The 21,234-nt window shown below is 59.3% G+C and carries 21 protein-coding genes; 3 read left to right on the forward strand and 18 right to left on the reverse strand.

The features are described from left to right. Positions 1-5: 5 nt before the first annotated feature. The 12 genes from vasI to tssB form a co-directional block, all read right to left on the reverse strand. The gene (vasI, locus tag FPL19_RS06175) at positions 6-662 is read right to left on the reverse strand and encodes a type VI secretion system-associated protein VasI (protein WP_150911590.1); all 657 of its coding nucleotides are present in this window, start codon (positions 660-662) and stop codon (positions 6-8) included. Continuing rightward, entirely contained in the window at positions 659-2,233 is a 1,575-nt protein-coding gene (locus tag FPL19_RS06180; RefSeq protein WP_150912419.1) for a sigma-54 interaction domain-containing protein, read from the reverse strand. The genes vasI and FPL19_RS06180 overlap by 4 nt, the downstream gene beginning before the upstream one ends. A gap of 170 nt (positions 2,234-2,403) precedes the next feature. Further along, entirely contained in the window at positions 2,404-5,025 is a 2,622-nt protein-coding gene (gene tssH / locus FPL19_RS06185; RefSeq protein WP_191965223.1) for a type VI secretion system ATPase TssH, read from the reverse strand. A gap of 10 nt (positions 5,026-5,035) precedes the next feature. Continuing rightward, complete coding sequence (gene icmH / locus FPL19_RS06190) at positions 5,036-5,839, reverse strand: type IVB secretion system protein IcmH/DotU (protein WP_150911591.1); 804 nt, start codon at positions 5,837-5,839, stop codon at positions 5,036-5,038. Positions 5,840-5,842: 3 nt separating this feature from the next. After that, a complete protein-coding gene (tssK, locus tag FPL19_RS06195; protein ID WP_150911592.1) occupies positions 5,843-7,177 on the reverse strand; it encodes a type VI secretion system baseplate subunit TssK in 1,335 nt (444 codons plus the stop codon). Next, positions 7,177-7,710 (reverse strand): type VI secretion system lipoprotein TssJ, encoded by a 534-nt coding sequence (tssJ, locus tag FPL19_RS06200; RefSeq protein ID WP_150911593.1) that lies wholly within the window; start codon positions 7,708-7,710, stop codon positions 7,177-7,179. Before tssJ ends, tssK begins: the two co-directional genes overlap by 1 nt. After that, positions 7,707-8,999 (reverse strand): type VI secretion system-associated FHA domain protein TagH, encoded by a 1,293-nt coding sequence (gene tagH, locus FPL19_RS06205; protein WP_150911594.1) that lies wholly within the window; start codon positions 8,997-8,999, stop codon positions 7,707-7,709. The genes tssJ and tagH overlap by 4 nt, the downstream gene beginning before the upstream one ends. Positions 9,000-9,014: 15 nt before the next feature. After that, on the reverse strand, positions 9,015-10,031 hold the full coding sequence (gene tssG / locus FPL19_RS06210) for a type VI secretion system baseplate subunit TssG (RefSeq protein ID WP_150911595.1): 1,017 nt from the start codon (positions 10,029-10,031) through the stop codon (positions 9,015-9,017). Next, the gene (gene tssF, locus FPL19_RS06215) at positions 9,995-11,767 is read right to left on the reverse strand and encodes a type VI secretion system baseplate subunit TssF (protein WP_150911596.1); all 1,773 of its coding nucleotides are present in this window, start codon (positions 11,765-11,767) and stop codon (positions 9,995-9,997) included. Before tssF ends, tssG begins: the two co-directional genes overlap by 37 nt. A 284-nt stretch (positions 11,768-12,051) precedes the next feature. After that, positions 12,052-12,489, reverse strand: a complete 438-nt coding sequence (tssE, locus tag FPL19_RS06220; RefSeq protein WP_150911597.1) for a type VI secretion system baseplate subunit TssE — start codon at positions 12,487-12,489, stop codon at positions 12,052-12,054. A 3-nt stretch (positions 12,490-12,492) separates the two neighbouring features. Then, positions 12,493-13,974, reverse strand: coding sequence for a type VI secretion system contractile sheath large subunit (tssC, locus tag FPL19_RS06225; protein ID WP_150911598.1), 1,482 nt, complete (start codon positions 13,972-13,974; stop codon positions 12,493-12,495). A gap of 77 nt (positions 13,975-14,051) precedes the next feature. Next, positions 14,052-14,552 (reverse strand): type VI secretion system contractile sheath small subunit, encoded by a 501-nt coding sequence (tssB, locus tag FPL19_RS06230; RefSeq protein ID WP_150911599.1) that lies wholly within the window; start codon positions 14,550-14,552, stop codon positions 14,052-14,054. A gap of 273 nt (positions 14,553-14,825) precedes the next feature. On the opposite strand from tssB, the gene FPL19_RS06235 reads away from it, so the two are divergent. Together FPL19_RS06235 and FPL19_RS06240 are read left to right on the forward strand one after the other, a co-directional pair. Next, positions 14,826-15,086 carry an acyl-CoA-binding protein gene (locus FPL19_RS06235; RefSeq protein WP_150911600.1) on the forward strand — a complete coding sequence of 87 codons (261 nt, stop codon included), beginning with the start codon at positions 14,826-14,828 and terminating at the stop codon, positions 15,084-15,086. A gap of 139 nt (positions 15,087-15,225) precedes the next feature. Next, entirely contained in the window at positions 15,226-15,552 is a 327-nt protein-coding gene (locus FPL19_RS06240) for a site-specific integrase (protein ID WP_150911601.1), read from the forward strand. Positions 15,553-15,558: 6 nt separating this feature from the next. On the opposite strand, the gene FPL19_RS06245 is transcribed toward FPL19_RS06240, so the two are convergent. Together FPL19_RS06245 and greB are read right to left on the reverse strand one after the other, a co-directional pair. Next, positions 15,559-16,008 carry a hypothetical protein gene (locus tag FPL19_RS06245; protein WP_150911602.1) on the reverse strand — a complete coding sequence of 150 codons (450 nt, stop codon included), beginning with the start codon at positions 16,006-16,008 and terminating at the stop codon, positions 15,559-15,561. Positions 16,009-16,183: 175 nt separating this feature from the next. Next, positions 16,184-16,675, reverse strand: coding sequence for a transcription elongation factor GreB (gene greB, locus FPL19_RS06250; protein ID WP_150911603.1), 492 nt, complete (start codon positions 16,673-16,675; stop codon positions 16,184-16,186). 255 nt (positions 16,676-16,930) lie between these two features. Between greB and FPL19_RS06255 the strand changes: the two genes are divergently transcribed. Next, on the forward strand, positions 16,931-17,218 hold the full coding sequence (locus tag FPL19_RS06255) for a hypothetical protein (protein ID WP_150911604.1): 288 nt from the start codon (positions 16,931-16,933) through the stop codon (positions 17,216-17,218). 19 nt (positions 17,219-17,237) lie between these two features. Here the strand turns inward: FPL19_RS06255 and FPL19_RS06260 are convergent, their stop codons facing one another. From FPL19_RS06260 to FPL19_RS06275, 4 genes are all read right to left on the reverse strand, one after another. Next, on the reverse strand, positions 17,238-18,713 hold the full coding sequence (locus FPL19_RS06260) for a sensor histidine kinase (RefSeq protein WP_150911605.1): 1,476 nt from the start codon (positions 18,711-18,713) through the stop codon (positions 17,238-17,240). Then, positions 18,700-19,380, reverse strand: coding sequence for a winged helix-turn-helix domain-containing protein (locus FPL19_RS06265; RefSeq protein ID WP_150911606.1), 681 nt, complete (start codon positions 19,378-19,380; stop codon positions 18,700-18,702). Before FPL19_RS06265 ends, FPL19_RS06260 begins: the two co-directional genes overlap by 14 nt. A 103-nt stretch (positions 19,381-19,483) precedes the next feature. After that, complete coding sequence (gene hyi, locus FPL19_RS06270) at positions 19,484-20,263, reverse strand: hydroxypyruvate isomerase (protein WP_150911607.1); 780 nt, start codon at positions 20,261-20,263, stop codon at positions 19,484-19,486. 3 nt (positions 20,264-20,266) lie between these two features. Further along, complete coding sequence (locus FPL19_RS06275) at positions 20,267-21,181, reverse strand: NAD(P)-dependent oxidoreductase (protein ID WP_150911608.1); 915 nt, start codon at positions 21,179-21,181, stop codon at positions 20,267-20,269. Positions 21,182-21,234 lie beyond the last annotated feature (53 nt).

Here is a 21,234-nt window from a genome sequence, read left to right on the forward strand (position 1 = left end):
GTCTCCTACCAGCCGCAGGCTTCGCGCAGCGGTCTGAGTGTTTTGCCAAAGTCGGTCAGGTCAAACATCAGCCCATCGATACGGCTACTGGAAGAAGCCACGGTGACATCGCTGGAACCGGACATGTCCAGAATGGTCCGGATAGCGGGCAGGCCCCGCCCGCCGCTGACCACGTAGCCGCCATCACGCACCCGCCAGACCTGCTGGCCTTGGCCAAAATCCATGGTCAGCCGTTCGTCCGAAATCACCTCCGGCAGCATCAGCGACAGTTCTGTTATGTTGTTCTGGCACTGAATGGCCAGCAGTGGCCTGGGCGGCGCGGAGCCCAGGGCGCTCAGGGTCATCAGATGGCCGGAGATATGGCCGGTATCGCGGTAAATCGGGCCGTCCCCGGGCCGCCTGCGCTGCTCCTGGGCAAACGCCTGGCGCCAGTTCTCCGGCTGTTGCCCGGTCATGTCCTCAGGCAGGGTGAAGGAAATCGGTGTACCGAACACGTCATCGAAACAGGCCAGTCGATCCAGCCGCTTCACTTCACCGGTGCATTGCCGTGCAGCGGCCAGTTGCTGGCTGATTTCCGCCTGGCTGGGGCCGGCGATTGCAGCAGAAAGAAGGGCGACACCGGCCACCAGGCCTGGATAAAAACTTCGAATGATCCTGTTCATACTTCTGTTACCTGATACTTCAGACATTTATGGGCCAGGGTGCGTTTAGGCAGGCCAAGGCTGTCCGCGGCCTGAGCCCGGTTGCCGTTGTACTGACGCAGACGCTCCCGGATGATGGCTGCTTCGTAGGCCTGGGAGGCGGCCCGCAGATCAAACACTTCTTCAGCCGGGGGCAGGCCAACCAGGCCGGCCCCCGACGGCTGCTCGCCAAAGCAGCTTTCCTGGATCGGAAAGAGTTCATCCAGCCGCAGCACTTCCGGCTGGATATCGTCGCCCACCGGCGTTTGCAGGCAGGCGAACTCGATGATGTTTCTGAGTTCACGGGCATTGCCGGGAAAGCCGTATCCGGCCAGCAGTTTCAGCGCGTGGCTGCTGATGCCCATGGGCCCTGCGCCCTCGCGGGCGGTGTATTCACGGATAAAGTGATGGCAGAGCGGGGCCAGGTCATCCGGGCGTTCCCGCAGGGGCAGAACCCGCAGCGGGAACTGGCTGAGGCGGAAAAACAGATCCCGGCGGAAGCGGCCGTCTTCAATGCATTCGTGCAATGGCTGATGGGTGGCTGCCACCAGGCGAAAATCGGAATGTTGCTCCTGCTGGGCGCCCAGCGGCCGGAACCGACGGCTTTCCAGCACCCGCAGCAGTTTCGACTGCAGCGCCATGGGCATATCGCCGATTTCATCCAGGAACAGGGTGCCGCCATTGGCCTGGGCCAGCAGGCCTTCTTTTGCCCGGTCGGCGCCGGAAAACGCGCCCTTGGTGTGGCCAAAGAGTTCACTTTCCAGCAGGGAATCGGGAATGGCCGCGCAGTTGACGACCACCATTGGCCCCGCCGCCCGGTCCGAAAACTGATGAATGCCCTGGGCCACCAGATCCTTGCCGCAGCCGGTTTCCCCCTGTACCAGCACGGAAAGCTGGCTGCCAGCGGCGCGGACAATCTGTGATCTCAGCTCGGTCATGGCCAGGGAGTTTCCCACCAGGGTTCCGGCGAGCTGCTCGCAGCGCTGGCGCATGGTCTGGGCGTCGTGCAACGTGTCCAGTGAGCGTTTGAGCAGGCGGCGCTGCCAGACCTGGTCACTGTTTCTGAGCTGGCTGACCCATTGATGAGACAGCAGGGTCAGCAGGCCACGGTATAGCGGTTGGGCGGTGATGCCTTCCCACTCCGGTTCTTCGTTGCAGAGCACGAGGATGCCGAGGGTTCGGCCATCTTCGCCTTTGATGGGTTCCAGCCAGAGGGAGCGGGGGCGGTTGCTGGCTTCGAACATGGCCTGGAAGCCGGGGTGGTCGAGCCGGTAGCAGGCGGCCCGGGACAACTCCCGGGCTTTGCCCTGCTGGATCAGGTGGGCGAAAGGGTGGCTGAAGTCGCCGCAGTCGAATTCGCCCTGCTCTGCTGAGTCGGCCAGGGCCGCGCAGTGAAGCATGCGACCGCTGAGGTCGAGTTCCAGTGACCAGCAGCGGGTCAGGCCGAAGGTGTTTTGCAGTTGCCGTGAGGCGACTTTTAGCAGTTGTGGCAGGCTGTCCTGCCGGAGCAGTTCAACCGCCAGGTCTATGCCGGTGTGCAACTCCGTCTGCATCCGTCCCATTCTTTTTGTCCCTTTTCCCTGATGCCTCTGGACCGCGGTCCATGCGGCTTTCTTTCCGGAAAATCGCTGTAAATACGTCCCTGTACGCTCGGGCTCCGCCATCCATGGCTCCGCACGTTTTCCGGAAAGAAAGCCGCACGGACCGCTACGTACAAGTTGGCCTAAGCAACCGTTCCCGTGAACTTGTTTTCAGATACGCCCAAGGTGACTTTCGTCACCGGCTCCCGCGTCGCGAGTTTCTCCAACAACGCCAGGGAAACCGGTGGCAACAACTCACCCTCGATAATCGACTCCAGCATTCGCGCACCGTTTTCGCTGCGGGTGGCGCGGCTGCGGATGGCGTCTACCAGGCCGTCTTCCAGCTCCACTTCGGTCTGATAGCGCTCGCCGATCTGTTTGGCCAGGCGGTCAAGTTTGTCGCCAACGATTCTGTTGAGCGTGTCTTCGCCCAGTGGCAGGTAAGGCACCACTTCCATTCGGGCCAGCAGGGCCGGTTTGAAGAAGTCGGCCAGTTCCGGGTAGAGCGCTTCTTCGATTTTCTCGGGCTCGTCAGCGTGCTTGACGATGGTCTGGTAGCCCAGGTTGGAGGTGAGGAAGAACACCACGTTCTTGCAGTCGATCAACCGGCCTTCGCCGTCGGCCAGTTCGCCTTTGTCGAAGGCCTGGTAGAAGAGGTTGAGCACTTCCGGGTGGGCTTTCTCGACTTCGTCCAGCAGCACGACCGAGTAGGGTTTCTGGCGGATGGCTTCGGTTAGGATGCCGCCTTCGCCGAATCCCACGTAGCCTGGCGGTGAGCCGATCAGGCGGGAGACGGTGTGCTTTTCCTGGTACTCGGACATGTTGATGGTGGTGAGGAACTGGCGGCCGCCGTAGAGCAGTTCGGCCAGTTGCACCACGGTTTCGGTTTTGCCGACGCCGCTGGGGCCTGCCAGCAGGAACGCGCCCATGGGGCGGCCGGGGCGTCGAAGGTCGGCGCGGGCTGTCAGCAGGTGCTGGTGCAATGCCTTGATGGCGGTGTCCTGGCCCTTGATGTGGGCCTGCAGGTACTCCGGCAGGTGGGTGACTTTTTCCAGTTCGTCGGCGGTCATGCGGTTGACCGGGATGCCGGTCCAGTCGGCGATGACTTCGGCGATCTGGCGGGCATCCACGCGGGCGTGAACCAGGGGTTCGTCAGCCTGCATTTCAGCCAGTTCCTGTTCGATGGCACCGGCTTCGCTTTTCAGGTCGGGGGTTTCTTCAACGGTTCCAGGCGTCTGGTCTTCAACCGTCTCGTCGTCGGCCAACAATTGCTGACGGATTTCCACCAGCCGGGCGACCAGCTGGCGCTGGTCTTCCCAGCGTTGTTCCAGGTTACTGGCTTCGCTGCGCAGATGTTCCAGCTTTTCCACCAGCTCGGCTTCGCGGGTCAGGTCGACGCTCTGGCCCAGGGTCTGTTCGCGGTTCAGCAGTTCCTGCTCCATGCCAAGCTGGTGCAGTTCGCTGCGCACGTGGCTCAGGCGGCGTGGTGGCGTGCTGAGGTTCAGGCTGACCCGGGCGCAGGCGGTGTCCAGCACGTCGATGGCCTTATCCGGCAGTTGTCGGCCGGCCAGGTAGCGGGCCGACATTTCGGCCGCGGCCTTGAGCGCGCTGTCGGCAATCAGGACCTGATGCGATTGCTCATAGACATTGCGCAAGCCCCGCAGGATATGAACAGCCTGCTGCGGGCTAGGTTCGTCCAGGGCCACCGGCTGGAACCGGCGACTGAGGGCCGGGTCTTTTTCGAAGTATTTCTTGTATTCGCGCCAGGTGGTGGCGGCAATGGTGCGCAGTTCGCCCCTGGCCAGCGCTGGCTTCAGCAGGTTGGCTGCGTCGGAGCCGCCTTCACTGTTGCCCGCACCGATCAGGGTGTGGGCTTCGTCGATAAACAGGATGATTGGCGTGGGTGAGGTTTTCACCGCTTCAATCACGCCTTTCAGTCGCTTCTCGAACTCGCCCTTGACCGAGGCACCGGCCTGAAGCGCGCCCATATCCAGGGTCCACAGCTCTACATTGGCCAGGCGCTCCGGCACATCACCGTTGACGATGCGCAGGGCCAAGCCTTCCACTACAGCGCTTTTGCCAACGCCGGCATCACCCACCACGATTGGGTTGTTCTTGCGGCGGCGGCAGAGGATGTCGATCATCTGGTCGATTTCAACATCCCGGCACACCACCGGGTCCAGCGCTTTGTCCCGGGCACGCTGGGTGAAATCGGTGGCATAACGCTTGAGCGGGTCCATATCCGTCTGGGCCTGAGCCGCAGCAGAAGGGCCACTGTCGGCTTTCGGCTGTTCCACGGAGCCTTTGGTCATGCGGTCAAACTGACGGCGAAGCTGCTCGCGGTTGATGTCTTTCAGGCGCTGACTGACCTGGGGCATCAGATAGCGGTCGGCATTCATCAGCAGCGCCAGCATAACGGCGCCGGAGCGCAATTCAGTGTGGCCCAGCTCAGTGGAGGCAATCAGCCAGGCGTCCTGTAGCAGCTCGATCAGCAGTGGCGAGAAGGATGGATACTGTTCGGCCGTTTGAGGTTCGCCATTCAGGCTGTCACCCACAACCGGCTGCAGAGTATGCGGGTCGATATCGTTGGTTTCCAGAATCTGACGCACGTCTGAAAAGGGCGTGTCCAGCAGTTTGAACAGCAGGTGGGCCGGGGTGATTTCCGCGCCCTGACGGCTGATGCACAGTGCCGCAGAGGATTCCATTCCCTGACGGCAAATCTCGTTGAGGCGCCCGATAAGCGCCGGTAGTTCTACCCGAATCACAGTGATCTCCTTATTTCGGGAGTTGTTCCAGTACGCTGAGCACATCCCTGATGCGTTCATTCAGCGCTGTGTTGTAGAGCGAAAAAACACCGGCCATCGCCACCAGGAAAAGGCCACCTATGCTCCATAACGGAAGGCCGCTTCTCAGACGGTTGCGCGCCGGGGTGACGTTGTCCAGAGCACTGGCCAGCGGCTGTGGTTCCTGATCGGAACGCAGTGTCCGTATCTGTTCGTTGAGGCCGCGAATGATCTGCTCGTATTCATCCCGGCCGTTGACCATAACCTTGTAGCGGCCCTCAAAACCCAGGCACAGGCACAGGTGAATGAACTCCAGCATGTCGCGGTAGCGTTCCGGCTCCTGCTCCATGCGGGAGGTAATGGCGAAGACTTTTTCGCCGCCCCAGGTCTCGTTGTGAAACCGAGACAGCAGCGAATGCTGGGACCAGACACTGTGAGCCCCCCAGTCGGTGCCCAGCACGGCTTCGTCGATGAAGGCGCAGAGCACGTAGCGATAGGCCACCACGGTGGGGCGCTCGTAACCCTGCTCCACCAGTTCCCGGTCGATGGCCGCTACCTCGTCCACAACCTGCTGGTAGAGGCGATCCACCCCCTGAAAGTCCGCCAGCCGGCGCACACGGATGACCAGCCCCAGCAGCGGTGTGGCCGCATCGATCAGCCGGTTGTCCTCCAGCCCCCGAAGCTGGAACTGATCTTCTCCCGGGCCGGCGTCGTCCCGTCCATTGGGGTTATCCGCATCGGCGAACAACAGATCATGAAACGCGCTATTTGAGTCCATCACCGGTGCATCGGCCATGATTTAGCTCCTGATTGCCCAGAACTGCATTTCCATTCCCGGGAAGCTGCCGGCCACGTGGAAGGCGAAACCACTTGCGTTGTCCAGCATCTGCCAGGCCTGGCTCTGATCGTCCAGCCGGAAATACACGAACCCGGCATGGTAAGGCAGCTGGCGGGGCGCCACCGGCAGGGGCGTCAGTGGAACGCCCGGCAACTGCAGGCTGATGAGATCGCGGATCTTCTCGGTCGACGCCACCTTGCACTGCTGGGTGAATTGCTTACGAAGGTCGTCCAGTGGCATATCGGCCTTCACCGCCAGGATGAATTCGGCGTTGCCGATCAGCTGCGCATCCTGAATCGGCGCAACAGTCAGCCCGTACTGGCGCTGCTGCAGCTGGATGGCCAGCGCCCGCGGCTCCAGCACGGTACTAAGTGACTGTCTCAGCACCTGCATCAGCGGCGTAAAGCTGTCTTCAGGCAGATCGTGATCGTAGGGGGTGAACTCCTGAGGCAGGCGGTTCTCGTCGGTAAAGGTGACCAGTTCACCACACAGCTCCAGCAGGGCCTCATAAAGGCGTTCCGGATGCAGCTGACGCAACCTGGCCAGATGCATGAACTTGGGGTGTGCCCGATTCAGCATCTGCAGCAGCATGAAATCGGCAACGTCTGCAACACCGCCCTGACCCGGCGCACCTACACGTTCGGCGATATTTTTCGCACGTTCACGCATCAGACCTGCCATTTCGCCGACGAACCGCTGCAAACGCGGGGCGGCGCGAACGCTGAGCATGGTGGGCACGAAATTCGGGTCCATCACCAGGCTGCCATCGGGGCGTTTCTCCAGAATCCGGCCGACAGCCAGTGCCGCGTATGCGCTGCGGTCTTCCCGCTCCAGCATCAACCGCGGAGCCACCCGGGCCACGTCAATGGCGTGGGAGTCACCGTCAATAGAATGCAGGTCCCGCACTTCCGCGCTCTGTGCACGAAAGCGCCCGGCAATCGCCGCTTCCGGCCATTCCACTTCCGCCAGGCTCTCGCTGCCCAGGGGCAGGGCCAGATACACCACCTGATTGGCCACCGACGCGTCGGTAATTTCCATCGGCTCCGGCATCACGTCATCTTCCGGCAGACAGAAGCGCGTACCGTCCGGAAACAGGCCGCTGGCGCGGACCAGCCCTACCCGGCCGAAGCTCAGGTATTCGGCGTTCAGCTGCAGGTCACTGAAGCCATAGAGATAATCCGATACCGCCAGGGCACGTTCGTTGATCTGGTGTTCCAGGTATCGCTGTTGCTGCTGAAAATGCTGCGGCTTGATAAACAGGCCGTCACTCCAGACTACTCTATTGGTTGCAGACATCAGGATTCATCCGACCTTCTGAGTTGAACTTCACGGTCGCGCAGATTGACCAACAGGTGGTACTGCCCGCCGATTGGATCTACCTTCACCACCTTCTTCCACTGGGACAGGTTGGGGTAGGCGTAAAAGGCAATCACGCCAATGAACCGGGTCTCGTTGGAGATTTCAAAAGGCTCGATAAACTTGAACTGCCCCGGCACCAGAGTGTAATCACTGTGATCGATGTAGTTGCGGCCCAGTGAAGGTTCCAGCTCGCCCAGCAGCTGATCAAAGTCCGCCGCCATCAGGCGCGAGCTGTCCCGCATCTCGATGATCTGGAAGGCGATGGGCGTGGGAGCCAGCGACTCGTTCGGGTTCACATCCGGCTCGGCCACCATGGTCAGGTCCACCCGGCTCGGCAGGTCTTCCGGATAGCCAACGGGGATGTCCGGGTCCCACATCACTTTCGCGGTTTTGGTTACCGCGTTATAGGGTGTGCTGCACCCCACGATGAAGAGAATGACAACCAGCAAACTCCATTTGCAGTACTTCATGACAGATCTTCCCTCTGTAATTGGCGCAGTTGTTGGTCGTAGGCCTGCTCAAAGACCTCCTGAAAAAGGCGTTCGAATCCCTGCTGTCGGCTGGAACTCAACTCCTGGTAATAGTGCTGGTACATTTCCCAGGCCCAGCTACCCTCGGGCTCGCTGGTTTTCAGCCCGCGGCGATAACCGTGAAAGCGGCGCAGCAGCGCCTGGGGCGAAAACGCGTGAAGAATGGCGTCAAGCCCTTCACTGATGGCGGCCCGGGTGGCCAGCTGGTGATGGTGAAGGCCGCGCAGACTTTCACTGACTGCGGCCGGCGCCGACAGGTGCACCGGGCTGCGCTGACTGGCGAACAGGGTCTGGACCGTATCGCTGTAATCACCTCCCAGGCGCAGTGGGTTATCCTCAATGGGCTGCAGGCGGGTGCGAAGGGCCTGATGACGGCTGTCCTCACCCTGGTGCAATTCCAGCAGGCCTTCTACAGTCGCCTTGAGTGTCTGCCCCGCTTCCTCCAGGAACAGTCTGAGATCGTCGCTGTCCTCAAAGGACAGGTGGCTTTCCATACCTCGCATCAACGGCGCACCGCTGATGTGATTGCGGCTCTGGTCCGGCGAGTCTGTCTCCCCCGCCCTGCTTCTGTTATCCGACATCCTGTTTTTACCTCCCTGGCGGATGGGCAGCCCGATGGCCACATCCCGGTTTTCCCTGTATTCGTCGGTGACCACGGCGGTGCTGGTCGCCTGCTGGCTTTGGGCCGACTCTTCCCCTTTAACGACTGTGCGCCAGGCCTGCATCGGGTCCTCACTGATCGCTTCGCCCGGTGCGGCTTTCAGTTCCTGCATGGGCTCATCTCCGACCACCCGGGCCTGCCGGTTTTCTGCCCGCACCAGATCCCCTTCTTCGACATCCACCAGAGACAGATCCTCGCGCTCTTCGTCCAGTCCGGCCGCTGCCTGGGGCCGGTCAAACACCTCGGCCCGGAGCTGATAGCGGCCAACCGTGATCACATCACCGCTTTTCAGGCGCGCCCGCCGACCCCGGCCTACCGGCTGGGTTGCGCTGTTGATGTAGGTGCGGCCGCTGCGGTCGATCAGGCAGAAAACACCATCCACAAATCGCACCTCGGCGTGGCCGTGAGCAGCACCGGTGCGGTGGGACGACAGCCGCCAGGTATCGCTTTCGGCACTGCCGATGGAGCCGCCGGCCACGCCGAATATGTGCTCCCGGGTTGAACCGCTGGCAACCTGGGTGGGGTTACTGACCACCAGCTTCAGATTGTGGTTCGCTTGATGTTCCATGTCCTTTAATCCTTGTTAGCGGCGAATCTGCAGGCTTACAACCGGAAGCTCGCTGGCCTTTTCCGGCGTCACGAAGGAGTTCCAGCCGAGCCGCACATCCTTGCCCAGCTCCATGGGCCGGACGTCCTTTTCCCGCATCTGAAGTTCCAGGTCATAGGCCAGTTGCTCGCGGGTCACGAATTCCACCAGTTTCACCAGCCGCTCGTGCTCCTGACCATCGGGCAGAAAATCAGCAAAGCGGTGACGGTCGAGATTGCGAATCCGCAGAACAAACTTTCCGCTGCGATCGCGAATGGCAGAGCCCACCAGGGTATCGTTGCCCAGAGAAGCGTTGGCTCGGCCCAAACGGGTCTGCTGGTCCCCGGGGATTTCCACCTGCCGCAGCACCCACTGCTCGATTTCCACACTGTCCAGATCGAAGCAGTGACCGATAATCCCGCTAACCACTTCCGGCGACCGGCTGCGACCGGCCATCAGTCCGGCATAGGCCAGCATTTTTGACCAGTTGACCGGCGTGGCCTGGCGCAATTTCGGATCGCTGAGGCCGACCAGGGCAAAAATATGATCGGAGAAGCCATCAGACGCTTCCGGCCGGAACCTCACGTAATAGCGATATTTGCGCCAGGCCCGATGAAACAGCGTCACCAGCCGGTGATTGAAGAAATCCAGGAAATGCCGGCGAATCCCCAGGTTCTGCCCGGCTTCCCAGGCCAGATCTTCCAGGTAGTAACCGGGCAGTGGGGACTGTGAACCGTGCAGTCCCAGAAAGCTGACTTCCAGCTGGTAAGGCGCGTGCTCATGCTCCGGCGACGCCGCCGAGACCACGTCGCTACCGGGAAAGCCCAGCCCGGCAGAGGCGGAAAAGCGGATGCGCTCCTGTTGCGGCTGTTGGTCCTGGGACCGCTCCAGATCATCACCGTGGTGCCGGTGAATCAGGTCCACCAACTGGAAAAAGTTGTAGCGCCGTGCATTGCCCAAAACGGGCTGCAGTTCGGCTACATCAGGGGCTGTTGCCCTTGCTGTAACGTCCATGTGTACCGTTCCTGGTTGTCTTCGTTCACCACTTCCAGGTGGTGAAATGCGTTGATACTGGCGTAGAGCGCAAAGAACTGGCTGAGCACCGTGCCAAACATGTACAGGTCGCCTTCCGAGGCAAACGACTGTTGGTCCAGCTTCATCACCGAGCGAATCCCGCGCACCGGCAGCCCCTTGATCATCCGGTCCACCGGGTTGGTTTCAATATTCAGGATACCCGCTAGCCGCTTCTGGGAAATCCGCTCCGCCTGGCGATCCACCAGTGCGCGGAAGTCATAGACCCGCAGAACGGTGCGCAAGGCATCCACGTCCAACAGCGACAGATAATTCAGTGACAGGTTCGAGATCAGCGTCCACAACAGACTGCCGTCCAGCGTTGGCCGCAGTGTGTGAGTCGGTCGCGTAATGTTGCTGAAGGACGCAAACGCCGGCGTGCTTTCCGTGGCCATGGAGATCTCCCCCACCGCCAACTGGTGGGGCAGCTGCCGGTTGGTGCAGGTCAGGGTGAGCGACACCGCCTCCTGGCGGTTCATGCACTCGGACTCATCGCCCCGCACAAACGAGATGTAGTGATCAAAACCGTCACCACGAACGCTGTCCCGGGCCTTAACCCGGTAATACAGCGCCTTGCGACCACGCTCCCGCTCGACTTCATGCTGAAAACTCTCGAACGCAGTGTAGATCCGCGGTTCCCCCAGCCCGGAGCGGCCTTCCAGCCAGCCTTCCACCTGCTCGATATTGAACACTTCATAGTGCTCCGGCGAACGGCTGGAAGGCGTGATGCGATATTCGGTCTGGCGGCCATTCAGGTCCACCGGGTCCGCCTCATGGGTGAACAGATTGATCGCTGGCGTGCAGTACAGCTGGAAATTCTCTGCCCGGATTTTCACATCTGGCGGCAGAATGCGGCTGAAATGGAATCGCAGGCTGATTTCGTCCGCCTGAATCGCTGGCAGTCTTGGCGCCAGGCCCTGCAGATCAACGAACCGGAACGCCTCGGGAAAGCTCAGGTATTCCTGCAGTATCCGGTAGCCCGGGTAGGCGTTCTTGGGATAGGGCAGGAGCGTTTCGTCGTTGGCGAAACCGACGGGTTGCAACAGGCTGGAGGGAATGGAATAAGTCGAATCCCCAACCGTAAGCTCCACTTTCTGCAGGTAGTGGTTCAGCCACAGGTAGAGCGTCTCGCCGATGTGATTCTCGCCACCCAGGTAGAAGCGCAGCGATTCCAGTCCAATAGAGGACAGCGGCTGGTCTGTATGCAAGGCTAAATCCACGGTCACTGAAGACACTTCCCGGGAGTGCTCGGCGTGGGCATCCGCAACCGTCAATGGGAACACATCCACCGCCCGGCAGGTGCGAAACCGGCACTGGGTCTGGCGGCTGGCGTCGCCTAGTGGGCGGCTTTTGATTTCAGTATGGCGCTCGACCCGCTGGCGCTCGCTGATCGCATGAAGCTGGGGATCAAAACGCATGATGGTGCAACTGGGAACCGGACGCAGATAGTTGGGCCAGAGCATGTTCAGCAATGAATGGGTCAGTTCCGGAAACTCGTCCTCGACCTTCTCGCGGAGTTTGCCAGTCAGAAAGGCAAAGCCTTCCAGCAGTCGTTCAACGTCCGGATCGGTGCTCTGCTCAGACAGAAAACGGGTCAGCTGAGGATGCGCATCGGCAAACTCCCGGCCCTGCAATCTGAGAAAACTGAGTTCGTCCCTGTAAAACCGATTCAACTTCATAAAGACTACTGCACCAATGTCTGATGAGGGGAATGGCGATACCTTTTCTGTAGGGAACAAAGGTGTCTGAGCGAAGCGAGTTCTTTTTCCCGTAAGAAAAGGTATCGCCGTTCCCCGCTGACTCCGAGCGGCGGTGCAGTCGGGCTTCCAAAAGACGCTCCTTCGGCCCATCCTTGGGGCGCTTGGGCTCCGCCATCCATGGCTCCGCACACTTTTGGAAGCCCGACTGCACCACCGCTCTCATCCGTGTCTTCAAGCTACTTCAGTTGACGCAAAATCCCTCTTCACATCACCCGGTAGTAGCGCTTGTCATCCAATAACAAATCAATGGTCGTTTTATCGTCTTCCGAACCCACCCTCAGGTAGACCGTCACCTGGAACCGAAGCTGCAACGGGTCCGGCCCCTGGGGCATCGCCATTACATCCACCCGGCTCACGCGGGGTTCGAACTTTTCAATACATTGCCGAATGGCGCCGCGAATACGAATGTTCAGGTCATGGGTACCCAGCGTGGCGTCGTTGAAATCCACCAGTCCAAGATCCGGCACGCTCTGGCTGTTGCCCGGATGGGCGTTCAGCAACCGAACCAGATGGCGCTTGATGGAATCCACCACATGGGTCACTTCCCCCATGCTCTGCCCCGCCGGGTCGGCAGCCTTTTCCAGTCGTTCGAACAGACTGCCGCCCGAGGCCCGAACACCGTCATCGGCGTTCCCGAACACGGATTAATCCTTGTCCAGTCGGCCAACCAGTGACAGCTCGAAGTTCGCACCCATGTACTTGAAGTGCGGACGAACCGCCAGCGACACCTGATACCAGCCCGGATCGCCCTCAACGTCAGACACCGTGACCTGCGCAGCCCGGAGGGGGCGGCGGCTGCGGACGTCTGCCGGGGGGTTTTCCTGATCGGCCACGTACTGGCGAATCCAGGTGTTGAGCTCGCGCTCAAGGTCCTGGCGCTCTTTCCAGGAGCCGATCTGCTCGCGCTGCAGCACTTTGATGTAGTGCGCCAGGCGGTTCACGATCATCATGTAAGGCAGTTGGGTACCCAGCTTGTAGTTGGTTTCCGCTTCCTTGCCTTCCTTGGTGTTCGGGAACTGCTTGGGCTTCTGCACCGAGTTGGCGGAGAAGAACGCGGCGTTGTCGCTGCCCTTGCGCATGGTCAGGGAGATGAAGCCCTCGTCGGCCATTTCGTATTCGCGGCGGTCGGTGATCAGCACCTCGGTGGGAATCTTGGATTCCAGCTGGCCGAAAGATTCAAAGGTATGAACCGGCAGGTCTTCCACCGCGCCACCGCTTTGCGGGCCGATGATGTTCGGGCACCAGCGGTATTTGGCGAAGCTCTCGGTCAGGCGTGTGGCCAGCAGGTAGGCGGTGTTACCCCACAGGTAATGCTCGTGGTCACCGGACACGTCTTCCTTGTAGCTAAAGCTGCGCACCGGGTTTTCTGTGGGGTCGTAGGGGACTCGCAGCAGGAAGCGCGGTGACGTCAGGCCCAGGTAGCGGGCGTCTTCCGACTCACGCAGGGAGCGCCACTTGGCGTACTTTGGGCCTTCGAAAACGGCTTTCAGTTCCTTGATGGCCGGCAGTTCCTGGTAGCTGTCGACGCCGAAGAACGACGGTGCAACCGAGGACAGGAAGGGCGCGTGGGCCATCGCCCCGACAGACGATACATACTGCAGCAGCTTCATGTCCGGTGTAGACGGGGTAAACGCGTAGTTACCCACTACCGCGCCAACCGGCTCACCGCCGAACTGGCCGTATTCCGTGGAATAGATGTGCTGGTAGAAACCGGTCTGGGTGACGTCCGGTGCGAACTCGAAGTCTTCCAGCAGTTCGGTCTTGGTGGCGTGAAGAATGTCCACCTTGATGTTTTCGCGGAAATCCGTGCGGTCGACCATCAGTTTCAGGCCGCGCCAGGAGGATTCCAGTTCCTGCAGCTTGGGCGCGTGCAGGATTTCATCCATCTGGGCGCTGATCTTGCGATCCAGCTCGACCACCATCTGGTCGACCAGTGCCTTGTTGACCGGCTGGCCTTTCTCGTCGCTTTTCAGCAGGTTGGAGATAAACGTTGCGACGCCACGGCGGGCAACATCGTAGCCTTCATCAGCGGGAGCCATGCGGCTGTTGGCCATTACCTGGTCCAGCAGAGAGCCTTCCGCGACGGATTCAGAAGCAGCAGATTGCTGCTCAGCAGTATCAGACATACCACATCCCTTCAGTACGTTTTAAACACAAAGTGAAAATCTGCCGTCAATGGCAGAGTCTGGACAAAGAGCCCGTTTTATTCGCCGCTTTCGTCCGTGGCCAGCTCAAGCTCCTGGAGGAGTTTGTCGCGAGCATCGTCGTTGTCCAGCAGTTCCTGCAGCTTGGACCGGAACGACGGGACGTTACCCAGCGGGCCCTTCAGGGCAACCAGCGCTTCGCGAAGCTCGATCAGCTTCTTCAGCTCAGGCACCTGGCGGGAAATGCTGTCCGGGGAAAAGTCATCCAGAGTCTGGAATTCAAGGTTGACCGACAGTTCGTCAGCTTCTTCTTCCAGCTTGTTGGTGACCGTGGTTGAGAGGGTCAGACCGGCTTCCGACATCACAGAACGGAAATTGTTCTTGTCGACAGAAATGGCCTTACGTTCTTCGATGGGGGTTTCTTCGGGTTGTCCCTTGAAATCGCCGACAACAAACATCTTCAGAGGCAGTTCAGTTTCTGCCTGCTGATCACCTGTGGCGGGGACATACTTGATATTGATGCGCTCTTTAGGCGCGACGGAACCGTCTTTTGAAGACATGCGCTTGCTCCCTGTGCTCCATTGGCAAGTCCTGATACGACCTGCGTTCATACATTCCTTTGTACGCACCGTCCTGGCACGTTACGGACGAAACTTTACACAGGAATCTATTGGCACTCAAGCAAAGAATGGCCAGCACCGGGCAAAAAAAGACCCGAGGCAAGAAATTGCCAACCTATCGACATTCTGGCCATTTTGGCGTCCAGGGCGAGTCTCGCTATACTCCATAACCACCGTACACTACGGATCCAATGTCACCACAAGGAACCCGACATGAGCGACCTGAAGACCCAATTCGAAGAAGCCGTAAACTACATCCAGAACGCTGAAGGCGACTTTCAGCCATCCAATGAAACCAAGCTGGAATTCTATGCTCTTTACAAGCAGGCGACCGAAGGTGATGTCAGTGGAAAGCGGCCCGGCATGATGGATTTCGTCAACCGCGCCAAGTTCGATGCCTGGGAAAAACTCAAGGGCACTTCATCCGAAGAAGCCATGCAGAAGTACATCGAAAAACTCAACGCCCTGAAGTAAATCCCCATCCGAATTACCCAGAACAGCCCGGCTGGCCGGGCTGTTTACAATTTCCATGAAAGAAATTTTGCGGACGTAAAATCCTTGTCATAAGATGCGCGCATCATAACAACAACAATCGACATGGACGCTTTCTCCGATGGAAATCTCCCAGGCACTGGAACACTCCCAGCCCGGCCTTGTGGCGCGAGTAACCACCGCCATCCGCCGGCACAAGCTTAACTACCGTTGTGAACAAACCTATCTGCACTGGATTTCAAGATTCGTGCTCTTCCACGATCTGAAAGACCCGTCACTGCTGGAGGCCGGGGATCGCCAAAGGTATCTGGAGTACCTGACCGCTCGGGTTAAAGTGTCCCGGGCGAGACTTAATCAGGCCACTCAAGCCCTTTCGTTCCTGTATTCGGACGTTCTGAACACAGCCGACCCAGAGCATCAGACGGCAAAGCCCGTAGCCGCAGCCTGAACCGGCTCAGCGCGGCGTTGTCGTATAGTTGTAAGAGTCGTAGTAGCGATTGGACTGCGGCTGGGGCACGATCTGGTACTGGTTGCTGTGGGTCTGCCCCGGAATCACCTTCGGGTTACTGAAGTTGAATTCCACCGGGATTTCACTTCGTCCAAGATCCGTGCGGTCGTCCCGCGGCTGCAGAGCCAGGGGATCGAGGTAGAAGTCGTCGTCGGTTAGCGGGCGAACCGGAACACCCGCAGCGGGTGCTTCCAGACCACCCTCAATCACTGTATCCGCCAACGAGTCTTCTTCCAGAGACCGGAAGGGAATGGTCTCAATGGTGGAGCGCTCTTCATAGCTGAACGCACCACCCTCGACCCTGTTTTCACCGGTTTGTGCGTCGACCAGTGGCGATAGCGCCACCACGACGGCTGCCACACCGATCGTTATTCTTGCTGTTTCGAATCCGCCCATGACACTTGCCTTGTTATAATCCCTGTCCTGCCTGAACGTCCGCGAATGCCCTATGCACGGTTTCGCGTCAGGTTGACAATTTTTGATCAGTCTAGCGTCAATCATTACCAAAAACCTGATCGACCGTCAGATTTGTGACATTCCTCACTTGTCGGATTGCAAGGGTTCGGCGGTCTTACCGGACCGGCGGCAGGGGGTCGTAGTGGATGCGTGTTATGACGGTCTGGGTCCATCCGTCTGGTGTGCGAACACTGACTTCATCCTCGACCCGCTTGCCCAGCAGTGCCCTGGCCATGGGTGCGTCGATACTCAGATAACCACGGGACAGATCGAATTCATCCGGCCCCACCAGGCGATAGGTGTGCATGGAACCATCGTCGTTCTCGATGGTCACCCAGGCGCCGAAAAATACACGACCCCGGTCTTCCGGCAAACGGTCAACCACCGTGAGTTCGTCCAGGCGTTTGCTCAGAAACCGAATCCGCCGGTCTATTTCACGCAGCTGTTTCTTGCCATAGATATACTCTGCGTTTTCCGAGCGATCGCCCAGCGCCGCGGCTTCACGTACGGCCTGTGTGACCTCCGGCCGCTTTTCTTTCCAGAGAAAACGAAGTTCCTCCCGAAGCGCCTGCTCGCCCTCTGCGGTGATATAGCGTGTTCTGGCCATAATCTGCTCTTTCTTCGGACATAAAAAAACCCCGTAAACACGGGGTAAAACTAGCGCTGTGCTGGAGGAAGACGCAAGAGCCAATTACCCTCTCGACGTCTAAGTCTCTCATTATGCACAGGCCACCTTACCGCCGGGTGGCTCTGGGGTTACGGTTTGGACAGAGTCGGTATTAGGTTGCGCAGCCTAGAGTCGCGCAGTATCTTCCCGCCAAATAAGCCAGAACCAATGTGTCACTCTTTGATGGGGATTACGATGAACACAAAACAACTGCTTGATACCGCCCTGAACGGCCTTGATCGTATCGGTTACCAGCTGGACCAGTATGGCGTCACCGGCAAACTGAACCGGCACAACGTGGCAGCCTTTATTATGCTGGAGCAGAAACACCTGGAAGGCGAGTGGGACAGCCTGCAGGCGAAATTTGACCGTCGCCGCTCACAGATCGAAGGCGTCCTGACCGCCATTGAGACTCGCACTGACCCGCTGATCAAGCCTCTGGTGAGCCGGTTCAATCAGTTCCGTGGCGTGTCCGCCAGCTGATCCAGCGCCAATTTATCGATCAAAGGCTTCTAGCCTCCGCTGACGAAGACGGGTCTCCGGCTTCGGCTGACGAAAGTGTCTGGGTATCCCTCAGACGCTTCCGGCTGGCGGAGTAGGACGGCATACTGATGGTGACTTTCAGGCCCGGGAACTCCGCATCATCCAGGTGATCACTGAGCCGGATGGTGCCCTGATGAATTTCCGCCACTGCGCTTACCAGGCTCAGCCCCAAGCCATTTCCCGGCAAGGACCGGCTTTTGCCCACCCGGTAGAAACGCTGGAAGACCTGATCCTTTTCGCTGTCCGGAATGCCTATACCGCTATCCCCCACCTCGAACACGGCGTTGTCGCCTTCCTTGCGTACCTCGACCCGGATCAAGCCATGCTCGGGAGTGTACTTGATGGCATTATCGATCAGGTTGCTGACCATCTGGAACAGCAAGTCACGGTCGCCCTCGATGGACACATCACTATCGACGGACTGCTCGAAACGCTGGTCCTTGTCCTCCGCCACCGCCTCGTAGAGCTCGCAGGCGTCGGTCACCAGGGCACCGAGAGACACCGGCTTCATATCAGCGCTGTTGCCGCGGGTTTCCAGCCGGGCAATACGCAGCAGCGCGTTGAAGGTTGCTAGCAGCTGATCCGCTTCCGCCACGGCCCTGGCCGCCTGGTCCCGGGCCTCGTCGTTATCCACCGACATCAAGGTGTTCTCCAGCTGATTACGCAGCCGGGTCAGCGGTGTTCTCAGGTCATGGGCGATACTGTCGGACACGTGCCGGATACCTTCCATCAGGTACACAATCCGGTCCAGCATCTGGTTCAGGTTTTCCGCCAGCTGGTCAAAATCGTCGTCGGTGCCTCGGGTGGGAATCCTTAGCGAGAGATGCCCGTTCATGATGCGTCGAGAGGTGTTGTTGATAACCTCGATTCTGCGGGTCGTACTGCGACTCATCAGAAAGCCGCCCAGCAGCGCAAGGGCGAGCGTAATGCCCATACCCCAGTTGATGGCACCCTCGATCAGCCGCTTGAGATTCGTCAGCTCGTCCACATCCCGACCCACCAGCAGCCTCAGACCGCCTTGCACTTCAAAGATGCGGGCACGGGCAAGCCGTTCCGGGCCGCTCCAGCCAACGGATTCGTCCAGCGTGAAGTTGATCCATCCACTTTCCGACCGCGAGCCCTTGGGCCAGGTATCGATATTGCCGGCGAGCTTGAGAAAATCTTCGGTGGTCAGTAGATAGATGGACTTGGCGTTGGGATCCCGGGCCACGCGTTCGCGGATAATCGAGATCAGCCCATTCACCCCGCTGCCACGGTACTGCTCTGCCAACCCGGCGATCTCCGCCTCGATGGTTTCATCGGTCTGAGCCGTCATGAACCCCGCTGTACGCCAGTAGATAAAGGCGAGCAACAGGAACACAGAGGTGGCAAACACCACCATGTAAAGCAGAGCGAGCTGGAAGGAGGAAGTTCTGAGCTGACTAAGCAGTTTCACGAAGCATGTACCCGGCACCACGAATGGTCTGTAGCAGGGGTGTCTCGAATTCCTTGTCTATCTTGGCCCGCAGACGGCTGATGTGAACATCAATCACATTGGTCTGCGGATCGAAATGATAGTCCCATACTTTTTCCAGCAGCATGGTACGGGTGACCACCTGCCCGGCGTTACGCATCAGGTACTCCAACAGCCGGAATTCCCGGGGCTGGACATCAATGTTCTGGCCGGCGCGCTTGACCGTGCGGGCCAGCAGGTCCATCTCCAGGTCTGCCACGTGCAGCACGGTTTCCGTCTCCGTTGACTGGCGGTTGCGGCGCACCAGGGATTCAATCCGGGCGAGCAGCTCGGTAAACGAAAAGGGCTTGGTCAGGTAGTCATCACCACCGCCACGCAGGCCTTCGACTCGATCGTCCACGTCTCCCAGTGCGCTGAGAATCAGCACGGGCACCTGATTGCCGGTGGCACGCACGGTTTTGACGATGGCCAGCCCGTCCATCCCCGGCAGCATCCTGTCAACAATCATGATGTCGTAGTCTTCGCTGGCGGCCATCATCATGCCGTCTTTCCCGTCCGCCGCGTGATCCACGACAAAATCGGATTCCTTTAACCCTTTGACGAGGTAATTCGCCACATCTTGATCGTCTTCAATGACAAGCGCTTTCACCGGAAGTCCTCCTGATAGCGGATTACATTAACAGCTAGGGTACGAGTATGGCTGATTGGCGGCCAGTTACGATCTTGTAAGAGGGTGTCGCCATTTACGACGGTCACGCTCGTGCGCGAAACCATTCAAGACTGTCAGTGGTTGTTCCGGCCGGCCGATACTCGGCACCCACCCAGCCTTTGTACCCCATACGATCCAGTGCCTCAAACACCCTCGGAAAATGGATCTCTCCCGTGCCGGGCTCGTGACGCCCAGGGTTGTCCGCGATCTGGATATGGGCGATCCACGGCAGCAGACACTCCATTGTGCGAATCAGGTCCCCTTCCATGATCTGCATGTGGTAGATGTCGTATTGCAACTTCACATTGTCAGCGTCTACTGCCTCAATCACCTGTATAACCCGGGATGAGGTATCCAGGAAGAACCCGGGCATATCCACCCGCGAATTGATGGCTTCCAGGCAAAGGGTAATGCCAGCCTGCCCCAGTTTCTCAGCCGCATATTCCACATTGGCAACCAGCGTGTTCCAGGCTTCGGCCTCATCCAGGTTGGACGGGCAGAGCCCCGCCAGGCAGTTCAACTGGGAGCAGCCCAGAATACGGGCGTAGTGAATAGCCTTGTCAACGCCAGCCTGAAACTCCTCAACCCGATCCGGCAGGCAGGCAATGCCTCGCTCACCGGCATCCCAGTCTCCCGGCGGCAGGTTGAACAGAACCTGAGTCAGACCATTGGCGTCCAGCGCCTGCTTCAGCTCTTCAGCGGGCCAGGCATAGGGAAACAGATACTCCACACCCTTGAAACCCGCTTCGGCCGCCAGAAGGAACCGATCCTGAAACTCCGCTTCGTTGAACAGCATCGACAGGTTTGCTGCAAAGGCTGGCATGGGTTATCCCTCTTTTGGTTTTTTGATGGATGTGCCCATCAGCACACCATTCTGGTGTTCCAGTTCCAGCAACAGGCCACTGTGGTCCACCTCGCTGTGACCGTTGGCAATCAGGCCGAGATAGCCATTGTGAACCTGCTGGGCCAGGGGCAACGTCAGCCCCTCTGCGCGGGCCTCATCCAGAATCATGCGCAAGTCTTTCAACTGAATCCGCGCCGGGGCACCGGGAGCAAAATCCCGGTCAATCATCCGCTGACCGTGCAGCTCCAGGATTCGACTACCGGCAAAGCCACCCATCAGCGCTTCCCGCACCGCCGCCGGATCCGCCCCGCCCTCAGCAGCCAGCAGCAATGCCTCAGACACCGCCCCGATGGTAATTCCCACTATGGCCTGATTCGCCAGCTTCGCCAACTGCCCACTCCCCACCGGCCCGATTCGCGTGCATTTGCCCAATGCCTCAAAAACCGGCCGGACCCGGGCAATATCCTCCTCGGAACCGCCCGCCATAATGCTCAAGGTCGCCTGTTCGGCTCCGACCGTGCCACCGGAAACCGGCGCGTCCACATAGCCAGCGCCTCGTTGCCCGGCTAACTCGGCGTGGTGACGGGCAAGCGATGGCTGGACTGAACTCATGTCCACATAGACCGCTCCAGTTTTCAGCGCTCCGATACCGCCTTGCTCCACCATCACATTGTCCACCACGTCTCCGTTCTCCAGCATGGTGATCACAATGTCGGCCTCACGAACAGCGGCTTCCGGTGAGTCCGCCACGGTTGCTTCACGGCTGAACGAATCGCACTTACTGGCGGTGCGGTTCCAGAGCGTCAGGTTGTATCCAGCGTCCAGGAGGTTCCGAACCATGGGCCCGCCCATTAACCCGACGCCAAGAAAGGCAATAAGAGTGTTTTTGTTGGTCATAATTTCTACTCGTCTACTCCACAGCTGGAAGAAGCGATTGGGCAGGGGTTTTC

The sequence above is a fragment of the Marinobacter halotolerans genome (genome assembly GCF_008795985.1).
GTDB classification, from domain to species: domain Bacteria; phylum Pseudomonadota; class Gammaproteobacteria; order Pseudomonadales; family Oleiphilaceae; genus Marinobacter; species Marinobacter halotolerans.